Origin of the sequence: Rhizorhabdus sp., from assembly GCF_018006725.1 — a bacterium.
Taxonomy (GTDB): domain Bacteria; phylum Pseudomonadota; class Alphaproteobacteria; order Sphingomonadales; family Sphingomonadaceae; genus Rhizorhabdus.
The window spans coordinates 12,535-32,481 of record NZ_JAGMXV010000030.1 but is presented as its reverse complement, the minus strand read 5'-3'; the positions used below and the strand labels follow the sequence as shown (position 1 = coordinate 32,481).

At 65.5% G+C, this 19,947-nt stretch carries 20 protein-coding genes and 1 tRNA gene; 9 read left to right on the top strand and 12 right to left on the bottom strand.

Annotated features, from left to right (window positions below):
* A partial coding sequence (locus KAY22_RS06870) for a GAF domain-containing protein (RefSeq protein WP_296621519.1) occupies window positions 1-2,142 on the bottom strand: 2,142 nt, incomplete at its 3' end.
* A gap of 363 nt (window positions 2,143-2,505) precedes the next feature.
* Between KAY22_RS06870 and KAY22_RS06865 the strand changes: the two genes are divergently transcribed.
* The 7 genes from KAY22_RS06865 to dxs all read left to right on the top strand — a co-directional run bounded on the left by KAY22_RS06865 (window position 2,506) and on the right by dxs (window position 9,116).
* Window positions 2,506-2,994 carry a hypothetical protein gene (locus KAY22_RS06865; protein ID WP_296621517.1) on the top strand — a complete coding sequence of 163 codons (489 nt, stop codon included), beginning with the start codon at window positions 2,506-2,508 and terminating at the stop codon, window positions 2,992-2,994.
* Between the two features lie 105 nt (window positions 2,995-3,099).
* On the top strand, window positions 3,100-3,882 hold the full coding sequence (gene fdhD, locus KAY22_RS06860) for a formate dehydrogenase accessory sulfurtransferase FdhD (RefSeq protein WP_296621515.1): 783 nt from the start codon (window positions 3,100-3,102) through the stop codon (window positions 3,880-3,882).
* The gene (locus tag KAY22_RS06855; protein WP_296621513.1) at window positions 3,879-4,418 is read left to right on the top strand and encodes a molybdenum cofactor guanylyltransferase; all 540 of its coding nucleotides are present in this window, start codon (window positions 3,879-3,881) and stop codon (window positions 4,416-4,418) included. Before fdhD ends, KAY22_RS06855 begins: the two co-directional genes overlap by 4 nt.
* A 108-nt stretch (window positions 4,419-4,526) precedes the next feature.
* Entirely contained in the window at window positions 4,527-6,143 is a 1,617-nt protein-coding gene (locus KAY22_RS06850; RefSeq protein ID WP_296621512.1) for a long-chain fatty acid--CoA ligase, read from the top strand.
* A gap of 66 nt (window positions 6,144-6,209) precedes the next feature.
* Window positions 6,210-6,593: a MerC domain-containing protein gene (locus tag KAY22_RS06845; RefSeq protein ID WP_296621509.1), complete on the top strand. Its 384-nt coding sequence runs from the start codon at window positions 6,210-6,212 to the stop codon at window positions 6,591-6,593.
* A gap of 49 nt (window positions 6,594-6,642) precedes the next feature.
* Window positions 6,643-7,119: a transcriptional repressor gene (locus KAY22_RS06840; RefSeq protein ID WP_296621507.1), complete on the top strand. Its 477-nt coding sequence runs from the start codon at window positions 6,643-6,645 to the stop codon at window positions 7,117-7,119.
* A 77-nt stretch (window positions 7,120-7,196) separates the two neighbouring features.
* Entirely contained in the window at window positions 7,197-9,116 is a 1,920-nt protein-coding gene (gene dxs, locus KAY22_RS06835) for a 1-deoxy-D-xylulose-5-phosphate synthase (protein WP_296621504.1), read from the top strand.
* A 605-nt stretch (window positions 9,117-9,721) separates the two neighbouring features.
* Here dxs and KAY22_RS06830 read toward each other — a convergent pair.
* The 4 genes from KAY22_RS06830 to KAY22_RS06815 all read right to left on the bottom strand — a co-directional run bounded on the left by KAY22_RS06830 (window position 9,722) and on the right by KAY22_RS06815 (window position 12,245).
* Window positions 9,722-10,006, bottom strand: coding sequence for a flagellar biosynthetic protein FliO (locus KAY22_RS06830; RefSeq protein WP_296621502.1), 285 nt, complete (start codon window positions 10,004-10,006; stop codon window positions 9,722-9,724).
* Complete coding sequence (gene fliN / locus KAY22_RS06825) at window positions 10,003-10,326, bottom strand: flagellar motor switch protein FliN (RefSeq protein WP_296621500.1); 324 nt, start codon at window positions 10,324-10,326, stop codon at window positions 10,003-10,005. Before fliN ends, KAY22_RS06830 begins: the two co-directional genes overlap by 4 nt.
* A complete protein-coding gene (locus tag KAY22_RS06820; RefSeq protein ID WP_296621498.1) occupies window positions 10,323-11,321 on the bottom strand; it encodes a FliM/FliN family flagellar motor switch protein in 999 nt (332 codons plus the stop codon). The genes fliN and KAY22_RS06820 overlap by 4 nt, the downstream gene beginning before the upstream one ends.
* Before the next feature lie 141 nt (window positions 11,322-11,462).
* Window positions 11,463-12,245 carry an outer membrane protein assembly factor BamD gene (locus tag KAY22_RS06815; protein WP_296621495.1) on the bottom strand — a complete coding sequence of 261 codons (783 nt, stop codon included), beginning with the start codon at window positions 12,243-12,245 and terminating at the stop codon, window positions 11,463-11,465.
* A gap of 190 nt (window positions 12,246-12,435) precedes the next feature.
* On the opposite strand from KAY22_RS06815, the gene KAY22_RS06810 reads away from it, so the two are divergent.
* Complete coding sequence (locus tag KAY22_RS06810; protein ID WP_296621493.1) at window positions 12,436-13,611, top strand: glycosyltransferase; 1,176 nt, start codon at window positions 12,436-12,438, stop codon at window positions 13,609-13,611.
* 4 nt (window positions 13,612-13,615) lie between these two features.
* On the opposite strand, the gene KAY22_RS06805 is transcribed toward KAY22_RS06810, so the two are convergent.
* From KAY22_RS06805 to yajC, 4 genes are read right to left on the bottom strand one after another with little or no spacing between them, the layout of a single operon-like run.
* Window positions 13,616-13,993 (bottom strand): MTH938/NDUFAF3 family protein, encoded by a 378-nt coding sequence (locus tag KAY22_RS06805; protein WP_296621490.1) that lies wholly within the window; start codon window positions 13,991-13,993, stop codon window positions 13,616-13,618.
* A 10-nt stretch (window positions 13,994-14,003) separates the two neighbouring features.
* Window positions 14,004-14,960 carry a protein translocase subunit SecF gene (gene secF / locus KAY22_RS06800; protein WP_296621489.1) on the bottom strand — a complete coding sequence of 319 codons (957 nt, stop codon included), beginning with the start codon at window positions 14,958-14,960 and terminating at the stop codon, window positions 14,004-14,006.
* 14 nt (window positions 14,961-14,974) lie between these two features.
* Complete coding sequence (gene secD / locus KAY22_RS06795) at window positions 14,975-16,576, bottom strand: protein translocase subunit SecD (protein WP_296621488.1); 1,602 nt, start codon at window positions 16,574-16,576, stop codon at window positions 14,975-14,977.
* A gap of 7 nt (window positions 16,577-16,583) precedes the next feature.
* Window positions 16,584-16,922, bottom strand: a complete 339-nt coding sequence (yajC, locus tag KAY22_RS06790) for a preprotein translocase subunit YajC (protein ID WP_296621487.1) — start codon at window positions 16,920-16,922, stop codon at window positions 16,584-16,586.
* A gap of 134 nt (window positions 16,923-17,056) precedes the next feature.
* Between yajC and KAY22_RS06785 the strand changes: the two genes are divergently transcribed.
* A tRNA-Pro gene (locus KAY22_RS06785) sits at window positions 17,057-17,133 on the top strand.
* A 78-nt stretch (window positions 17,134-17,211) separates the two neighbouring features.
* On the opposite strand, the gene KAY22_RS06780 is transcribed toward KAY22_RS06785, so the two are convergent.
* The 3 genes from KAY22_RS06780 to KAY22_RS06770 all read right to left on the bottom strand — a co-directional run bounded on the left by KAY22_RS06780 (window position 17,212) and on the right by KAY22_RS06770 (window position 19,832).
* On the bottom strand, window positions 17,212-18,219 hold the full coding sequence (locus KAY22_RS06780; RefSeq protein WP_296621485.1) for an NADP-dependent oxidoreductase: 1,008 nt from the start codon (window positions 18,217-18,219) through the stop codon (window positions 17,212-17,214).
* A gap of 263 nt (window positions 18,220-18,482) precedes the next feature.
* The gene (locus KAY22_RS06775; RefSeq protein WP_296621483.1) at window positions 18,483-19,376 is read right to left on the bottom strand and encodes an alpha/beta fold hydrolase; all 894 of its coding nucleotides are present in this window, start codon (window positions 19,374-19,376) and stop codon (window positions 18,483-18,485) included.
* Between the two features lie 3 nt (window positions 19,377-19,379).
* Window positions 19,380-19,832, bottom strand: coding sequence for a lasso peptide biosynthesis B2 protein (locus tag KAY22_RS06770; RefSeq protein WP_296621480.1), 453 nt, complete (start codon window positions 19,830-19,832; stop codon window positions 19,380-19,382).
* Window positions 19,833-19,947: the final 115 nt, after the last annotated feature.

Here is a 19,947-nt window from a genome sequence, read left to right as displayed (position 1 = left end):
GGCCAGGGCGTTGTCGGCGTCATTGGCACCGGCGAAGGGGGCACCGAACAGCGCCATGATCGCATCGCCGATATATTTGTCGAGAATGCCCTTGTTGGCGAAGATGACGTCGACCATCTCGGTGAAATAGCTGTTGAGCATCGTCACCGTGTCGCGCGCGCCGATCCGCTCGGCGATCGTGGTGAAGCCGCGCACGTCGGAGAACAGGATCGAGACGGTCTGGTCTTTACCCGACAATTCGCTCTCGCCGGCTTCGAGCAACTGGTCGGCGACCTCCTTCGACATATAGCGCGCCATGGTCGAGCGAACGCGCTTTTCGGTGGTGATGTCTTCCATCACCAGCATCGATCCGATCACCGCGTCATTGGCATCGACCAGAGGGGCTGCGGTGAGGTTGATCGACGAGGCGCGCCCGTCGGCGCCGACGAGTTCGGCATCGACCGCGAGATAGGCCTCGCGGTCGCGATCGGTCCGCTCCAGCCGCTCGGCGATCCATTCATTGGCGCCGGAGAAGGCTGTTCGGGCCGGTACGCCGATCAGGCCGTCGGGGGCGCCCATCAGCTGCCGCGCCGCTTCGTTGCTGGTAACGATCCGCCCCTCGTCGTCGAAGGTGATCACCGCGTTCGAGGTGCTCTTGAGGATGCTCTCGTTGTAATTCTTCATGTAGAGCACGTCGTCGAACAGCCTGGCATTCTCCAGGCAGACGGCGATCTGCGCGGAGAAGGCGCGCAGCCGCGCCTCGTCCTTTGCGGTGAAGGCGGCGGCATCGCGCTTGTTCAAGATCTGGGTGACGCCGATCCGCCCGCCATGTTTGTCGAAGATCGGCTGGCAGAGAATGGAGCGGGTGACGAAGCCGGTCGCCTTGTCGACATCGGGATTGAAGCGTGGGTCGGCATAGGGATCGGCGATATTCTCTGCGAGGCCGCTGGTGAAGACGGCGCCGGCTATGCCCCGGTTCGCGGGAATTCGGATCTCGCGGACATGGTCGCCCTCGGCGAACAAGGAGAAGAGTTCGTCGGTCTTCTTGTCATAGACGAACAGGGTCGACCGCTCTGCGTTGAGCAGTTCGGCGGTCGTCCGCATGATACGCGCGATCAGGATTTCGAGCTTCAGTTCGCCCGCGAGGTCGTTGCTGACCTCGAGAATCAACTGTTCTTCGCGTAGCGCCTCGACCATGTGCTGGAAGCCGCGGAAGATGTCGGCATATTCGTCGGTCGAGACCACCTGCAGCCGGACCCGCTCCAGATCGCCGCGCTCTACCATCCGCATCTCGTCGATCAGGCGGCTGGCCGATCGGGAGACTTCGCGGGCGGTAAGCAGCGCCATCATCACGCCGCCCAGCATGCAGATGCACACCACGCCGACGATCCAGATATAGAGCGGCATCATCATTTCGGCGGTCGGGTCGATGCCCTCCAGCACGAACATCCGCTGGACCTTGAAGATGATCGACGCGGCGAAAAAGACCAGCGGCAGGGCAGCGACGAAGATCGTCAGGTAGAGCAGCTTGCTCTTCAGGCGGATCGAGATGAGGCGGGCCTGATATTCAGGAGGCAGGCCGCCTTCGAGCACCTCGGACAGGCGCACGATGGTCGGTACGACCGCCCGGCTGACGCCGAAATATTCGAAGATGGCATGGGTCGGTGAAGCGAAGAACAGGGTGGTCGCCGCGAACACGGTGATCTGCCACGTCTCATAGCCGGCATCGACGATCAGATTGGCGGCCGGCAGCACGATGCAGACCATGACCGTGACGAGCGGGCCGTGCAGGAAGGTGACCCGCATGAAGGAGTAGAAGGGCAGGTTCAGCGCCCGCACGACCGCCGCCGCTGTCACGTCGCGAGGCGGCGCGCGGCCCTGATCGAGATATTCGAGCGCCGCCCCGATCGGCCGGTAATGGCGCACGATCAGATAGACGTCCGACAGATTGTAGATGGCGACGACGATCGGCATCATCGCGATCATGATCAGCCATTGGTCGAGGCTGAATTCGAGGCCGAACAGCACCAGCGCCAGCGTGATGACGATGGCCGCCGCGCAGCCGCCCTGGTAGAGCCAGACCAGCCGCCAGAACAATGCCCGTGCCGAGGGGGGCGTCGCCGCCGAGCCCGGCGCGGTCGCCACGGGCTTCATCTCGGTCATCGGAAAGTTGCGGTCACGACCGTCGTCATTCGCTCGTCCGCCTCCCCACCGCTCGCTTGCGTACCCCTGCCTTCTCCTGCGGTTTGCCGTTGCGGCACCTCGCTTGTCCAGAGAAGTTTGACGGCGCTCTTTCCAGCGCCGCCATTCCATGAAGCGGCCGAACGCGCCTGACGGTGATCTTCGGCACAAGCGATCGACCTCATCCCGGAAAATCGGGCACAGCGAAATGGGAATGGCGGACTTAACCTTTGAGAAACCATCTTCTTTAGCAACTCCTCCAATGTGTTGGCTTATCTGGTGAGGGCACCATCAACGGCGTTCATGTCCCCCCGACGCGACCGCCACGACGAGGACGCGAACGCCATGTCTCGAACGTCTCCGCTGGCTCATACGGTTACCGGTCTGCTGGCCGCCGCCACCGTTGCGGCAGGCCTGACCTCGGGTGGCGTTCGCGCCATGGTTCCGACCTATCGGCCGGTCATCAGCGTGGAACAGCCGATCCGGCCGCTCGACGCCGAAGCGACCGGGGTCGGACGGCTCGTTTGCATGGCTGCGGGATCGCATGACGTGCTGGTCGAGACCATCGGCTGGGTGGTCGGCGGTTCGGACACTGTCGTGACCGAGGGCAGTGTCGCGCTGGCCGGTGCGGCCGGGCTGGATCCGGCCAGCTGCCTGTTTCAGCTCGACAATCCCGATGGCAGCCTGCGCGTCGCGGCGCGCATCCGCCACATCCACGCGCCCTGGTCCGACGGCAGCCAGCGTGATGACGAGGATGTCGACTATTCGGTCGTCAAGCTCGACCGGGTGATCGGCGTGCGCCCGGTGGCGCTGACGGCCTTCCACAGCCGCTGAGGCATCTGCCCCGCACAGGCTCGGGCCTTCCCAAGCCTCCATCCGCCTGTCAGGACGATTGCGCTGCCCGATTGGCAGTGACGATGGCGGAGACGACGTCCGGTCATGACCAGCATCCCGCCCCTGGGCGAGCGCGCCTTCACGCGGATCACGGCCTCGGCGCCGGGCGAGCCGATTTCGCGGCGCGTGGCGGAAGAGACGCCGGTCGCGATCGAATATGATGGGCTTGGCTATGCGGTGTTGATGGCGACGCCCGCCGATCTCGACGACCTCGTGCTGGGTTTCAGTCTTGCCGAGCGGCTGATCGACCGGCCCGAGCAGATCGCCGAGATTTCGCCGCATGACGTCGACCGGGGCATCATTCTGCGCGCATCGCTCGCATCCGAGTGCCGGCCGCGCGTGGCCGATCGGGTGCGGCACCGCCTGTCCGAATCCTCCTGCGGCCTGTGCGGAATCGAGAATCTCGAACAGGCGTTGCGGCCGCTGCCGATGGTCGAGGCCGGGCCGCCGCCCGCCGACGCAGCGCTGTTTCGCGCGGTCGCGGCGCTGGGCGATTGCCAGCCGCTCAACCGCGCGACCGGGGCGATGCATGCGGCTGCCCTGTGCGGGCCGGGTGGGGATATCCGGCTGGTGCGCGAGGATGTCGGTCGGCACAATGCGCTCGACAAGCTGATCGGTGCGATGGCGCGGATAGGGCAGGGGTGGGACGGCGGTTTCGCCCTCGTTACGTCGCGCTGCTCGTTCGAGCTGGTCGAGAAGGCGGTGCTGGCGGGGTGCCCCACGCTGGTCGCGATTTCCGCCCCGACGGGGCTGGCGATCGACCGCGCGAAACAGGCGGGCCTGCGTCTGATCGTTCTGGCGCGTGGCGACGCGATGCTGCTGGCATGACCAGGCTGTTGCTGGGCGCGGTGCTCGCCGGAGGACGATCGGAGCGCTTCGGATCGGACAAGGCGGCCGCCGCCCTGCACGGGGTCGCGCTGATCGATCATGCGGTCGAGGCGCTCCGGCCCTGGGTCGATCGGGTGGCTGTCTGTGGCCGGACGGGGAAGGCGGGACTGTTCCTCCCTGATCGTCCGGCGGCTGACATGGGGCCGCTCGGCGGTCTGTGCGCGGCGCTCCATCATGGGCGGGCCGAGGGTTTCGATGCGGTGATCAGCGTCGGCTGCGACACGCCGCAGCTGCCTGCCGGCCTGATCGAGCGGCTGGCGGTAGCAGACGGGCCGCTCTATCTCGCTACGCTGCCCATCATCGGTTGCTGGCCGACGGTCCTTGCGCCGGATCTCGACGCCTTCCTCGCGGAGGATCGCAAGCATGCGGTGCGCGCCTGGGCAGACCGGGTGGGCGCTGGCCGCATCCAGTGGGACGGCATCGCCAATATCAACCACCCTGCCGATCTCGCCGCACTCCGGCAGGCGGGAGGTTGAGCCCGTCCATCTTTTGTTACTTGCGGGCGCGGCGCAATTGTCGAACCCTGTCATCAGCGGCACAGACCGCAGGCAGACAGAGGATGAGCAGCCTTGGTGGAAGGTGGCATGCAGGATTGGCCCCTGCTGGTTTCGTCGATCATCGACCATGCGGAGCGCGAGCATGGCAGCCGCGAGGTGGTCAGCCGGCTGGTCGAAGGGCCGATCCACCGCACCGATTATGCGACGATCGCCGGACGCGCGCGGCAGGTGGCATCCGGGCTTGAGCGGCTGGGCGTCGGTATAGGCGACCGCGTGGCGACGCTCGCCTGGAACACCCATCGCCATCTCGAACTCTGGTATGGAATTGCGGGGGCCGGGGCGATCTATCACACGATCAACCCGCGCCTGTCTGACGACCAGATCGCCTGGATCATCGAGGATGCCGACGACCGGCTGCTGTTCGCCGACCTGAGCTTCGTGCCCCAGCTCGAACGGTTGCGCGACCGATGCCTGCGCGGTCGCCAGCTGATCCTCATGACCGATCGCGCCCATATGCCGGAAACGGGGCTGGATGCGCTCTGCTATGAAGATCTCGTTGCCGATGGAGATGCTGGCTTTCGCTGGGTCGACGTGCCGGAAACGGCGCCGGTCGGCCTCTGCTACACGTCGGGCACTACGGGAGCACCCAAGGGCGTCATCTACACCCACCGGTCGAACGTCCTCCATTCGCTGACGGCGCATGGCGCGGACGTACTCGGTTTCCGCGCGACCAGCTGCGTGCTGCCGGTGGTGCCGATGTTCCACGCCAATGCCTGGTCGATCGCCTTCTCCGCGCCGATGACCGGCGCGAAGCTGGTGATGCCGGGCCCGAGGCTCGACGGGGCCAGCCTGTGCGACCTGCTGGAGGAGGAGGCGGTGACCTGCACCGCTGGCGTCCCGACGGTGTGGATTGGACTGATCGACGAATTGCGTCGTCGCGGCAGGAAGCCGTCCGCGCTGGAGCGGGTCGTGGTCGGCGGAGCGGCCTGCCCGGCCTGGATGATCGAGGCCTTCGAGGCGGAGTTCGGGATCGAGGTGTTCCACGCCTGGGGCATGACCGAGATGAGCCCGATCGGGTCCTTCGGCACGACGAAGCCCGGTATGGAGACGTTGAGCGTCGAGGAACGGCGCGCGATGAAGCTCAAGCAGGGCGCGGGCTTCTACGGCGTCGCGATGCGCACCGTCGACGAGGAGGGCCGCGAGCTGCCACGCGATGGCCGGTCCGCCGGTCGGCTGATGGTGCGTGGCTGCGCGGTGGTCCGCGATTATTTCAAGCGGGCCGGTAGCGATGTGCTCGACGCCGAGGGGTGGTTCGATACGGGTGATCTCGCGACGATCGACGGCTATGGCTATATGCAGATCACCGATCGGACCAAGGACGTGATCAAGTCCGGGGGCGAGTGGATCTCTTCGGTCGAGCTAGAGAATCAGGCGTCCGGCCATGAGGATGTCGTCGAGGCTGCCGCGATCGGCATCGCCGACGCAAAATGGGGCGAGCGTCCGTTGGTCGTGGCGGTTCGCAAACCGGGCAGCACGGTCGACGCGCCAGCATTGCGCGCCTTTCTCGAGAGCCGCGTGGCGAAATGGTGGCTGCCCGAGCGGGTCGTCTTCGTCGAATCGCTGCCGCACACCGCGACGGGCAAGCTCGACAAGGTCACGCTTCGGCGCCTGTTCGCCGAAGGGAAGCTCGGCCAGGGGGATTGAAAGACGCCCTTTGGGACATGATATGTTGTAACGAGCGGTCATACGTGGCATGGCCTCCGCGGAGACATGTTGTTGAATCGCGCCAATCCCCGACGTGACCTGTTCGACCGGCTGGCCATCGGCCTGTCGGCAATCTGTTTCGTCCATTGCGCGGCCAGCGTGATCTTCGTAACGCTGCTCGCAGCGGCCGGCGGTGCCTTTCTGCACCCGGCGATTCATGAGGCTGGCCTCGTCCTGGCCCTGATCCTTGCGATCATCGGCCTCGGGCGTGGCTTCGTCCAGCATCGCCGCCGGGGGCCGATGCTGCTCGGCACGCTGGGCATCGCCCAAATGGCAGCGGCCCTCAGCGTCCCCCACGGACTGTGGGAAGCGGGTTTCACCATGGCCGGCGTCAGCTGCGTCGCCATCGCTCATCTGCTCAACCGCCGCGCCGCACCCCGGGGCGCCTGACAAGCGGCGAGGCTTGTCGCGGCAGCCCCTGCGGCTTACATGACCCCGCATGGGCGCAGCGCATCATCACGAGCATCACGAAGGCGAATCGCTGGCGGAAGCCGCCAAGCGGGCTTTCGAGCGGGCTGGCGAACAGTGGACGCCGATGCGTGCGCAGATCTTTGCCGCGCTCAGCGGTTCCACCAAGCCGGCATCGGCTTATGACCTTGCCGAGGCCGTCTCCAAGGTGACGGGCCGCCGGGTGGCGGCAAACAGCGTCTATCGGATCCTCGACGTCTTCGTTGCCGCCAATCTCGCGCGGCGAGTCGAGAGCGCCAACGCCTATATCGCCAACACCCATCCCGACTGCGAGCATGACTGCATCTTCCTCGTCTGCGACAGCTGCGGGCAGGCCAGCCATGTCGACGACGACGGCCTGACGGGCGCGGTGCGGCAGGCAGCCGAGAAGGCGGGTTTCACGCGACTGCGTCCGGTGATCGAGGTGCGGGGCAGCTGTGCCGCCTGCTCCGAGGGCGACGTCGCCTGAAGTGCTGCTTCCCAACTGTCTGTCCCATTGGACACTATGGCTAGGCACCCCCGGATATTCGGTCTAAAGCAAAGCGGATGAACGATCGGCCCGTAACACCGCTTCTCGACACCGTCTCGTCGCCTTCCGACCTTCGCCGGCTCAAACATGCCGATCTGCGGCAAGTGGCCGACGAACTGCGCGAGGAAATGATCTCCACCGTTTCGGTGACCGGTGGCCATCTCGGCGCCGGGCTCGGCGTCGTCGAACTGACCGTGGCGCTCCATTATGTGTTCGAGACGCCCAGGGATGTCCTGATCTGGGACGTCGGCCACCAGGCCTATCCGCACAAGATCCTGACCGGTCGTCGCGACCGTATCCGCACGCTGCGCCAGGGCGGGGGCCTGTCCGGCTTCACCAAGCGCAGCGAGAGCGAATATGATCCGTTCGGGGCGGCGCACAGCTCCACCTCTATCTCCGCTGCGCTGGGCTTCGCCGTCGCGAACAAGCTGGCGGGCCAGCCGGGCCGTGCGATTGCGGTGATCGGCGACGGCGCGATGTCGGCCGGCATGGCCTATGAGGCGATGAACAATGCACGGCAGGCGGGCAACCGCCTGATCGTCATCCTCAACGACAACGACATGTCGATCGCGCCCCCCGTGGGCGCGCTGTCGGCCTATCTCGCCAAGATCGTGTCCTCGCGTCCCTTCCTGTCGATGCGCGAGTTCGCCAAGCGGCTGGCGCAGCGCCTGCCGCGCCCGATCCACGAACTGGCCAAGCGGTCCGAGGAATATGCGCGCGGGATGGCGACCGGCGGGACGCTGTTCGAGGAACTGGGCTTTTATTATGTCGGCCCGGTCGACGGCCATAATCTCGACCATCTGCTGCCGATTCTGGAAAATGTCCGCGACAGCGATCACGGCCCGATCCTGATCCATGTCGTGACCAAGAAGGGTAAGGGCTATGGCCCGGCCGAGGCGGCGGCCGACAAATATCATGGCGTGCAGAAGTTCGACGTGGTGTCGGGCGTGCAGGACAAGGCGCCCCCGGGCCCGCCCAGCTACACAGGCGTCTTCGCCGATGCGCTGGTCGCCGAGGCAAAGCGCGACGACCGGATCTGCGCGATCACGGCGGCGATGCCGTCGGGCACCGGCCTGGACAAATTCGCCAAGGCCTTCCCCGATCGCAGCTTCGACGTCGGTATTGCCGAGCAGCATGCGGTGACCTTCGCCGCCGGCCTCGCCGCGCAGGGCTTCCGGCCCTTCTGTGCGATCTATTCGACCTTCCTGCAGCGCGCCTACGATCAGATCGTCCATGACGTCGCAATCCAGAATCTGCCGGTGCGCTTCGCGATCGACCGGGCGGGGCTCGTCGGCGCCGACGGCGCGACCCATGCGGGCAGCTTCGACGTCACCTATCTGGCGACGCTTCCGAACATGGTTGTGATGGCGGCGGCCGACGAAGCCGAGCTGGTCCATATGGTCCACACCGCCGCGCTGCACGACAGCGGCCCGATCGCGCTGCGCTATCCGCGCGGCAACGGCACTGGCGTGGGGGTGCCTTCCGTTCCCGAGCGGCTCGAGATCGGCAAGGGTCGCATCGTCCGCGAGGGCAAGAAGGTGGCGATCCTTTCGCTCGGCACGCGCCTGGCGGATGCGCTCACGGCCGCCGACCAGCTCGAAGCGCTCGGCCTGTCGACGACGGTCGCCGACCTGCGCTTCGCCAAGCCGCTCGACGAAGCGCTCGTCCAGCAACTGCTCACCACCCATGAGGTGGCGATCACGATCGAGGAAGGCGCGATCGGTGGCTTCGGCGCCCATATCCTGACACTGGCCTCGGACATGGGCCTGATCGACGCCGGGCTGAAGCTGCGCACCATGCGCCTGCCCGACATCTTCCAGGACCATGACAAGCCCGAACGGCAATATGCCGAGGCGGGGCTGGACGCTGATTCGATCGTGGCGACCGTGCTGGCGGCGTTGCATCGCAATGCCAACGGGCTGGAAGAGAGCGCCTGATTGGGGGCGATACGCGTCACCGATACTTCCCAAGCTGTAGGCCCATGAAAGCAGCCTGTCGGCTAGCGACCGAGTTGCCGACAGTCGTGCCGGCGTGACATGTTGTGCCTATGGCCGTCGTTGTTGAACCTGAAGTGCAACCCGCAATCCTCGCTCTAGGCAGCGATCGACAATTCCCTATCGAACGAGAGAGCGACCTCCACGCAGCATTGGAAGGCTTGTGTCTTTTATCGTCCGGACAGGCCGCGATGCTGTTCCGAGGGCCGAAACACTATATCAAAGCGGTTCGACATGATGACCTCTGGGCCGTCACAACTCGCAAAGGTCGCTGCTTAACGCTCACGTCATTCACTGCCGAAATGTCGACTGATTATAGCGACCGCGAGGTGAAGGAGAGCCGCGCGGCTGGATCAGTTTGGAAACGCATAAGGCGTAGCGTCCTGTCACCTTCTCCAGAGCGGTCGATCAGCACTGCGCAAGTTCGACGGCTCTTCGCTGAGTTTCTCACCGGGCGAAGGTACAGCCTTCCAAAATCTGGAGCCTGAGCGGAATGAGCGCTTCGAACCCAGTCCTTATCCGAAAGCAGCTTATTACGGCTCCACGCCCTAAATATCGTCCGGCAGAACAAAAGCCCCATCGGCCGGCGCTTCGGCGATTTTCTCGATGCGCCCGCGCGACACGGAGATCAGGATGTGGCGGTTGGCGAATTCGACCACGGCGAGGCGTCCGGTCGCGCCCATCGGGATCGCGTCGATCACCTTGAGCGCCCTTTCCCTGTTGCCGATCGCCATGCCGGGCTGGAGCTTCCTCCACAGCCACAGCGAACCATAAGCCAGCCCGCCCACCAGGGGGACGAGCAGCAGCAACCGCAACAGGTAATCCAGCATCATTGTCGGCGTTCGATTCCCGAGAGCCGCGCGTCGGCGGCGACAACATCGACGACCCTTATCCCGAACTTTCCGTTCACTGTCACTACCTCGCCCTTCGCGACGAGCGTGCCGTTGACCATGATGTCGAGCAGCTCGTTCGCCTGGCGGTCCAGCTCGACCACGCTGCCGGCGTTCAGCTCCATCAGCTCGGCCAGCCGCAGCGAGGTGCTGCCGACCTCGACCGAAAGGCGCAGCGGGATATCCGAAAGCAGGCGGAGGTTGGCCGGCATCGACAGCTCGGCGCTCCCGGGGACGACGGGAACATCGGACATATCGCTCATCTCAGGCTTTCCTTGTTGATGGTCTCGATCATCATCGCGGCGCGGCCGTCCTGCTCGCCGATCGTGCCTTCGGCGAAGCGCCGATTGCCGACCAGCAGGGGGACCGTCTGCGAGAGGGTGATGGGGATGACGTCGCCCGGCTTCAGGGCCAGCAGCTGGGCAACGGTGATTTCGGGGCGCGCCAGGACCGACCGGACCGGCAGCGAGACGTTCTCGAGGGCGGAGAACAGCTTGTCCTGCCACTCGCTGTCGTCGGCGGCGGGGCCGGCCTGGGCCCGGGCGGCGATTTCGTCCTCGATCGGCTGCAGCATCGACAGCGGGTAGAGAATCTCGATGCGGGTCGACTTGGCGAGGCCGGGCTTGATCGTGAAGCTCTGCACCACCACGGCTTCGTCTGCGCGGACCATGTTGACGAAGGCGGCGTTGGTTTCGTGGGTCGAGAGCTCGAAATCGAGCGGATAGGTCTCGCCCCAGCTCTTGGTCAGCACGTCGACGATGCCCGCGACGATCCGTTTGAGCAGGCGCTGCTCCGAAGGGGTGAATTCGGCCGACCTGGTAGCAAGGCCGCTGCCGGTACCGCCATAGAAGGCATCGACCATGTTGGTGACGAAGCCGGGCTCCATCACCATCATCATCATGCCCTTGCCGGGGCGGATGCGGAACAGGCTCAGGCTCATATAATCGGCCTGGTTGCGCTGCCATTCGTCGAAACGGCGGGTTTCGAGCGGGTTGGCTTCGACGCGGGCGCGGGTCTGCGCGATCGGTTCGATCACGTCGCGCAGGCGCCGGGCGACGCGCTCGTTCATTCGCTCGAGATGGACCAGATGGGCCGCCGGGCGGTCCTTGCGCTGGCCGAGGCGATAAGGCTCGACGTCGCGCATCTGGCTCACCCTGGACGGCGGCGCGACCTCCTTCTGATCGAAGGAGATGTCGCCGAGCTCGTCCATCAGCGCGGCGACTTCGTCACCGGAGAGGCTGGATGCTGCGCGCGTCATCGAATCAGCGAAATCCCGAACATTCGAAACCGGAGAAATCCGGCGAATTCGTCATACGGGAGAGGTGGTTAACGAAATGATGATGCCGCCACTGCGGCTATCCGCCGGGCGTCCTGACGACCCGGCGGCGGGGCGGGGGCTTCAGCCCTCTTTCGCCGACTTCTGCACGAGCTTGTAGGCGTGCTCATACCATTTGCTGCCGGGATAATTGGCGCCCAGCACGGCGGCGGTGCGCTCGGCTTCCGCAGGAACGCCCAGTTCCAGATAGCTTTCGGTCAGCCGCATCAGCGCCTCGGGCGCGTGGCTGGTCGTGTCATATTGGTCGACGACCGCACGGAAACGGATCACCGAGGCCAGCCAGTCGCCGCGGCGCTGGTAGAAGCGGCCGATCTCCATTTCCTTGCCGGCGAGATGATCCTTCACCAGGTCGACCTTCACGCGGGCATCGGCGGCGTAGCGCGAATCGGGGTAGCGGCGGATCAGTTCGTTGAGCGCGTCGAGCGCCTGCTGGGTCAGCTTCTGGTCGCGCGTAACGTCCTGGATCTGCTCATAATAAGCCATTGAGATCAGGTAGAGCGCATAAGGCGCGTCGCGGTTGCCGGGGTGGATCGAGATAAAGCGCTGGGCCGAGGCGATCGCCGGCGTGTATTGCTTGGCCAGATAATAGGAAAAGGCGCTCATCAGCTGCGCGCGGCGCGCCCAGACCGAATAGGGATGCTGGCGCTCGACTTCGTCGAACAGCGCGGCAGCGAGCTTGTACTGGTGCCGGTCCAACCGTTCCTTCGCCGCGTTGTAGAGCGTGTCCACATCGCGGGCGACATATTTGGTGTCGCCCTTGTTCTTGCCGGTGGCGCAGCCGGCCAACGGAATGAGGGAAGCGGCGGCTGCCAGCAACGCGATCGGACGGAGGACTTTACGCAGCATAGGCTGGCTTCTTTAGGGGGCAATCGCAGCCGCCGCAATGGCCGCGACAAAGGAGGGCTGCAACGCTGCGCCGAGACGCTAGAGCGGTTCCCGATCTGAGTCAGATCAACCGCTCTATCCCTTTCGTTTGCCGCGTTTTCTGAATCGTCGTGTGATTCCACCCGACTGGAAAACGCTCTAGTAAGGGGCGATGCTGCGTGTCCTGACCCTGTCCAGCCTTTACCCGAGCGCCGCGCGGCCGGGCTTCGGCGGGTTCGTCGAGCGCCAGACGCTGGCGCTGGCGTCGAGGAGCGACGTCGAGGTCAAGGTCGTGGCGCCCTTTGCGGTGCCGCCCTTCGGTGCCGGACGCTGGCTGCCGGCCTATCGCGCGCTGCTCGACCTGCCCGAACGCGAGATGCGGAACGGGATCGAGGTCTATCGGCCGCGTTTCCCCACCGTTCCAGGCGTGGGCGGACGCATCAATCCGTGGAGCCTTGGCCGGACCGTCGCGCCGCTGCTCGCGCGGATTCGGCGCGATTTCGCCTTCGATGTGATCGATGCCGAGTTCTTCTACCCGGACGGGCCCGCCGCAGTGGCGCTCGGGCAGCGATTCGGGGTGCCCGTGTCGATCAAGGCACGCGGAAGCGACATTCATTTCTGGAGCGGTCAGAAGGGCTGTCGGGACCAGATCATCCGCGCGGGCCGGGCGGCGGACGGGATGCTCGCCGTATCGGGTGCTTTGCGGAGCGACATGATCGCGCTGGGCCTGCCGGGCGAGCGGATCCGCGTCCATCCCACCGGGGTCGACCAGACCCTGTTCGCGCCGATGCCGCGCGGGGAGGCGAAGGCCGCGCTCGGCATCGACGGACCTCTGGTGGTCAGCATCGGCAACCTCATCCCGCTGAAGGGGCATGAGCTGTTGATCGAAGCCATGACCGCCTTGCCGGGTGTCACCCTGGTGATCGCGGGGCAGGGGCCTGAGCGAGACCGGCTCGCGAGCCGGATCGCGAGCGCTGGCTTGCAGGATCGGGTCCGCCTGCTCGGTGCCTTGCCCCATGCCGCGTTGCCGGCGCTGCTGTCGGCGGCGGACGTCATGGCATTGGCGTCGGCGTCTGAGGGGCTCGCCAATGTCTGGGTCGAGGCCCTGGCTTGCGGTACGCCGATCGTTATCACCGATGTCGGCGGCGCGCGGGAGTTGGTGATGCGCGCCGAGGCCGGCCGGATCGTCGATCGCACGGCGGAGGCCTTTGCCTCCGGGATCGCAGAGATGCTGGCCGGAAAGCCCGATTCGGCTGTCGTCCGCTCGACCGTGGCGAACTTCACATGGGAGAGGAACAGCGCGGCGCTGTTCGATCATCTGGCCGGGCTGGTCGCGGCGCGCCGCTGACCGGTCAGAGCGGCATCAGCGCCGCGACGATCCAGCGGTCCTCGCCGCGCAGCACGTTCCAGGCGCGGGCGGCGGTGCGGCTGTCCATCACCTCGACGCCAAAACCGCGCGCCTCGATCTCCGCGACGAAGGCTGGGCTCGGTCGCACGATCGATGGGCCGGTGCCGAGCAGCAGAAATTCGGGGGGCGGGGTCGTGTCGATCAGCGATTCGACATGCGAAGCGCGCAGATCGGCAACGGTCGGCGGCGACCAGTCGAGCGCATTGTCCGGCGTCAGCCACAGGCCGCCCGGCACGATCCGGTCCTGAACGCGGAAAGAGGTGCCGGAAAAGCCGCGTATCGTCGGCCCTCCCGGCGCTTCCTCACGATCGAAACTCACCATCGCTCGCGCCTCAGGGGCCGACGCGCTCGGCTTCGGGGCGGCCGGCCTCCGGCTTGGCGATGCGCAGCGGCTGGAGGCCGAGGCTGATCAGCAGCGAGGAGGAGACGTAGATCGACGAATAGGTGCCGACAACGACGCCGAGCAGCATAGCGGCCGCGAAGCCGCGCAGCACATGGCCGCCGAACAGCAGCAGCGCGCCCAGCGCGAGGAACACGGTGACCGAGGTCATCACGGTGCGCGGCAGCGTCTCGTTGACCGACAGGTCGATCAGCGCCTTCATGTCCATCTGCCGGAACTTGCGCATATTTTCGCGGATGCGGTCGTCGATCACCATTTTGTCGTTGATCGAATAGCCGACGATCGTGAGCACCGCCGCGACGATGTTCAGGTCGAACTCGAGCTGGGTCACCGCGAAGAAACCCAGCGTCATCAACACGTCGTGGACGATCGCGACGAAGGTCGACACGCCGAACTGCCATTCGTAGCGCAGCCAGGAAAAGACCGCGATGCCGAACACCGCGAGCACGACGGCAAGCACGCCATTCTGGATCAGCTCGCCCGAAACCTTGCCCGAGACGGTGTCGGTGCGGGTAAAGACGACGCCCGGAAACTGCTTCTTGAGCGAGGCATCGACCTTGTTGACCACGGCGTTGGTCGCACCTGGATCGTTGCTCTCGGGCACGGGCAGGCGGATCGAGATCGTGCCCGGATCGCCGAACTGCTGGAGCGAGCTCGTGCCGACGCCGAGCGCGTCGATATTGCTGCGAACGGCGTCGAGCGAGGGTGGAGTCGGAAACTTCGCCTCGATCATCAGGCCGCCGACGAAATCGACGCCCATGTTGAGTCCGCGCGTTGCGGTGGCGCCGATTGCGGCCACCGTCAGTAATGCGGTGAGGATGAAGGCGATAAAGCGGAGCCGGACAAATCCGATATTGGTATTGTCGGGAACCAGTTTCAGCAGACGCATGGCACTGTTTCCGATCAGATGTGGAGGGACGCGGGGCGCGTGCGACGTAGCCACAGCGACACCAGCATGCGGGTGAAGACGACGGCGGTGAAGACCGAGGTGGCGATGCCGATCAGCAGCACGACCGCGAAGCCCTTGACCTGGCCTGAGCCGAGCAGGAACATGATGATACCCGCAATCGCGTGGGTCACGTTCGCTTCGAAGATGGTGCGGCTGGCTTCCTTATAGCCATGCTCGACCGCCTGGGTGGGCGACCGGCCGCGCCGGATTTCCTCGCGCACGCGCTCGTTAATCAGCACATTGGCGTCGACCGCCGTACCGATGGTGAGCACGAAGCCCGCAATGCCGGGCAGGGTCAGCGTCGCGTTGAGCAGCGCCATCACGCCGAGGATCACGAAGATGTTTATGACCACGGCGAGGTCGGCATAGAAGCCGAAGCGGCCATAGCTGACGAACATGAAGATCACGACGGCGATGGCGGCGATCGCGCTGGCGATCGTGCCGGCACGGATCGAATCGGCACCGAGATCGGGTCCGACGGTACGCTCTTCGACAACCTTCAGCGCGACCGGCAGCTTGCCCGAGCGCAGCGCGATGGCGAGCTGGTTGGCGCTGTCGGTGGTGAAGCGGCCCGAAATCTGCGCCTGACCGCCGAGGATCGGCTCGTTGATGTTCGGCGCCGACAGCACCTTGCCGTCGAGGATCATTGCGAAAGGCTTGTTCACATTCTCCTGCGTGACGCGCGCGAACTTGCGGCCGCCTTCGCTGTTGAAGGTGATCGAGACAACCGGCTCGTTGGTCTGCTGATTATAGCTGAGCTGGGCGTTGATCAGCTCGTCGCCAGTCAGCATAGCGCGGCGCTTGACCGCGATGAACGGCACGCCCGAGGGGTTGTCGGGATAAGGCACGATCTCGCTGCCCACGGGCGCGCGGCCCTGGGCCGCGTCCTGCGGATTGGCGGTGAGGTCGACCAGCTTGAATTCCAGCTTGGCGGTCTTGCCGAGCAGCGCCTTGAGCGCCGCCGGATCCTGCAGGCCGGGAACCTGGACGACGATACGCTCCGCGCCCTGGCGGATGATGGTCGGTTCGCGGGTGCCCATCTCGTCGATGCGCTTGCGGACGACTTCGGTCGCAACCTGCATCGCGGCGTCGGTGGCCTGGGCGAGGCCGGCTTCGGTCGGGGTCAGCACCACGCGGGTCGAATCGACAACCTGGACGTTCCAGTCGCGCTGACCGGTCATGCCCGAAGGCTGGGTCAGCGTCCGCAGACGCTCGACCGCCGCATCGACGCGCGCTCCGTCGCGGACGAAGAAGGAAAGGCGACCGCCCGTCGTCGAAATGTCGCCGATCGCGATCGGCGGATCGGCCCGGCGCATCTCGGTGCGGACCAGTTCTTCCATGCGGATCAGATTCTGCTTGGCGAGGTCGGTGGTATCCGCCTCGAGCATCAGATGGCTGCCGCCCGAAAGGTCGAGGCCCAGATTGACGCGCGGCATGCTGCCGATGCCCCAGCGCTGTGCCACCGATTCGGGAATGAAGGTCGGGATCGAGATCAATACGCCGATCGCGAGCGCGAGGCAGATCGACCAGATTTTCCAGCGCGGGAAATCGAGCATGATGGGATCAGTCGTTGGCGGGCTTGCCGGCGCCGGCCGGACGGACTTCGGAGATCGTGCCCTTGATCAGCTTGATCCGGACGTTGGGGGCGATTTCCGCCTCGACCTCGCCCTCGTCGACGCGGGTGACCTTGCCGACGATGCCGCCGCCGGTGACGATCATGTCGTTCTTCTTCACCGCGTCGATCATCGCGCGATGTTCCTTCATCCGCTTCTGCTGCGGACGGATGAGCAGAAAATAGAAGATCACGAAGATGAAGATCAGCGGCGCGAAGCTCAGGAAAGAAGCGACGCCACCGGCAGGAGCCGCACCGGCGGCCTGGGCATAGGCGGGAGAAGCGAACATGGGTCAGGCATCCCGGAAAGAGAAAGGGCCGAAAAATGGCCTCGAAGTGGCGCGCGCCTATCACGTTCCGCATGGAAGTGGCAACCGGGCGCTTGCCAAGTCGCTTCGACCCTCCTAAAGCGCGCAGCCTTGGTCGGGGCGTAGCGCAGCCTGGTAGCGCATCAGACTGGGGGTCTGGGGGTCGCAGGTTCGAATCCTGTCGCCCCGACCACTTGAAAAGCTGGACGAAAAGCCTCCCCCAGGGGCTCCAGCGCAGGGCGGTTCGAAGCCGGATCGCCACCCTGTCCCGTCAGACGATCTTCAAAATCTGCTTGCCGCGATTGGCACCGCTGAACAGCCGCATGAATGTCGGGTAGGCGTTTTCCAGCCCATCCTGCACATCTTCCTCGACATGCAGTCGCCCCTCGGCGAGCCAGCGGCTGATGTCGTCGGCGGCTTCGGCGAATCTGGGAATATAGTCGGCGACGATCATTCCGTGCAGCGTCGCGCGACGGACGAGGATCTGCCAGAGGTTGCGGATGCCGACCCTCCCGGTCGCATTATATTCGCTGATGAGGCCGCACAGCACGATGCGCGCGCGCTCGGCAAGGTTGAGCAGCACCGCGTCCATCACGTCGCCTCCGACATTTTCGAAAAGGATGTCGACGCCGCCGGGGGCCTGTGCTCCGATTTCCGACGCGAGAACCGAACTGGTCTTGCCCTTGTAATCGATTGCCGCGTCGAATCCGAATTGATCGACGAGGCGCCTGCATTTCTCAGGGCCACCGGCGATGCCGATCGTCCTGCACCCCATGATGCGACCGATCTGCCCGACGATCGAGCCGACACCTCCGGCGGCGCCCGTCACGAGCAATGTTTGGCCGGCGCGCGGTCTGGCGACGTCGAGCAGGCCGAAATAGGCGGTCATCGCGTTGCCGCCGAGAGCCGACAAAAACAGCGTAGGACGCTCTACGGCATCGATATCGATCGGCCGGGTGAAGCCCCCCGCAGGCACCGCCGTATAATCTTCGAGTGCATGAGAGCCACGGACCCAGTCGCCCGGCGCAAAGGCGGGATTGTCGGACGCATGGACAATCCCCAGCGTCGCGGCGCGCACCGCGTCGCCGAGTGCGATCGGCGGCATGTAGCTCGGCACGTCATCCATCCAGCCGCGCTGGGCAGGGTCGAGCGACGCATAATGATTCCTGACGATCAGCCCGCCTGGCGGCAGAGCCGGCATCGGTGCTTCCACGAGGAGAAAATCCTCCGAGACGGGCATGCCGTTCGGTCGACGCACGAGGAGAAAACGGCGATTCATGGGACGATCATCCTGTCTGGCTTCGCCAGCGGACATCGCGCGCGGACCGGCGGGCAACAAGTGTCGCTCCGTCATCACTCTGTTTACGAGAGAAGAGAGGAAAAAAGGTGCTCCGCCCTAGGAGGATGCTGGAAGGTTAGGCGGGCGGAGCACCAGAAAGCTGTGGCACGAGGGGGATGGCCACGGTCCCCATATGGTCGAGGTCGACTTTTCGGTCGATACGCCCATAAGGACATGTACGATCAGGCACTTCCCATCGACGATCATTCTTCTGCCGGGCGGACGTCGGGCACTCCGATCGTTCGGCGGAGAAAGGATGCGATGACGGCGCGATAGAGACCGTCGTCGAGGTCGCACATCGCGGCATGGTCACCGGCATCGACCAGCCAAAGGCTGCGGTCGCCGCGCAGGGCAGCGAAAAGGGCGCGGGTTTCTGCGGCTGTGGTCGACTCGTCGCCGGTGCTGCCCATAACCAGTACGGGGCCCTTGAAGCGCGAAAGGCCGTCGCGCGGCGACAGGCGGGACGGCGCGATCCCGATCCGAATCAGGGTCTGCAGGCTGAGCATCGGTTCGAGAATCGTCGGTAGCGGGGCGGGCAGGCGTTGCGCGATGCGGTTGCGGATGGCGCTCCTCAGATCGGGATAGACGGCCTGGAGAATCAGGGCATCGGCGGGCAGCAGGCCCGCTTCCCCGATCAGGCTGGCGGCGCCGCCGAGCGAGATCCCGAGCACCGCGACCGGAGCACCATTCTGCCGCTCCTTCAGCCAGGCCAAGGCTGCCTGCGCGTCGCGGGCCTCTCTATAGCCGTTGGTGCGGGTCGCGAGGTCGGACTCGCCATGCCCGCGAAAGTCGATTGCGAGCGAGGCATAGCCGAGGCTGGACAGCCATTCGGCGCGCGCCGCCATCGATGCTCGCGATTGACCCTTGGCGTGGAGGAGCAGAACGGCCGGACCTGCAGGTGAACGGCCGGGGCGGTAAGTCGCAGCGATCGACAGGCCGTCACTGGTCCGCAGGCGCAGGTCCTGTGCTGGCGCGCGTGCAGCTGGTATCGGCCATTGCTCGCCGCGTGAGAGACGCCATCCGACCGTCCAACTGGCGGCGATACCGATCGCAAGCAATGTGCCCGCGAGCCACCATGCGAGCGCGTGTCTGCGCACAGCCTAGTGGCGGCCTGAGGCGGGGCTTCCATGGCCGAGGTCCGCCAGCGGAAGATAGCCGTCTGCCTCCTCGCCGCCGATCAGGGCAACGCCGCCCAGCAGCAACCAGGCATGGGCTTCGAGCTTGCCATCCTGTTTGCGAACGCCGAACCGGATCGAGCCGCCTGCGATGCCCCGGCGCGTCAGCAGCATCTGTCCCGCGACCGCGCGTACCAGGCAGGTGCTGTGCCAGGGGAGCCGGTCCGCGACATGGCGCAAGCGGCGCGCCATGTCCTTCGCGCGATCGAATGACCGTCCTTGCGGGAGATTGGCGGCGTCGTCGCTATTGCGGGGGGATTCGACGGCGCCGAAGAGCCGGCGGGTAATGCGCAGGGGGACGACGAACACCAGAACCCAGGCGAGATGCAGCGCCAGGGCTGTCTCGATTCGCAACAGGATCGACATGAGCTTCCGCATCGGAAAATCCTCGCTCCTACGGAAGGCTCGATCTCATGGGATCGGCCTATCCCCGTCTGCCGCCCTTGCCAAGGGCCGACCATGAGAGGCAGGAAAGGCCGGAAACAGCCAGAGC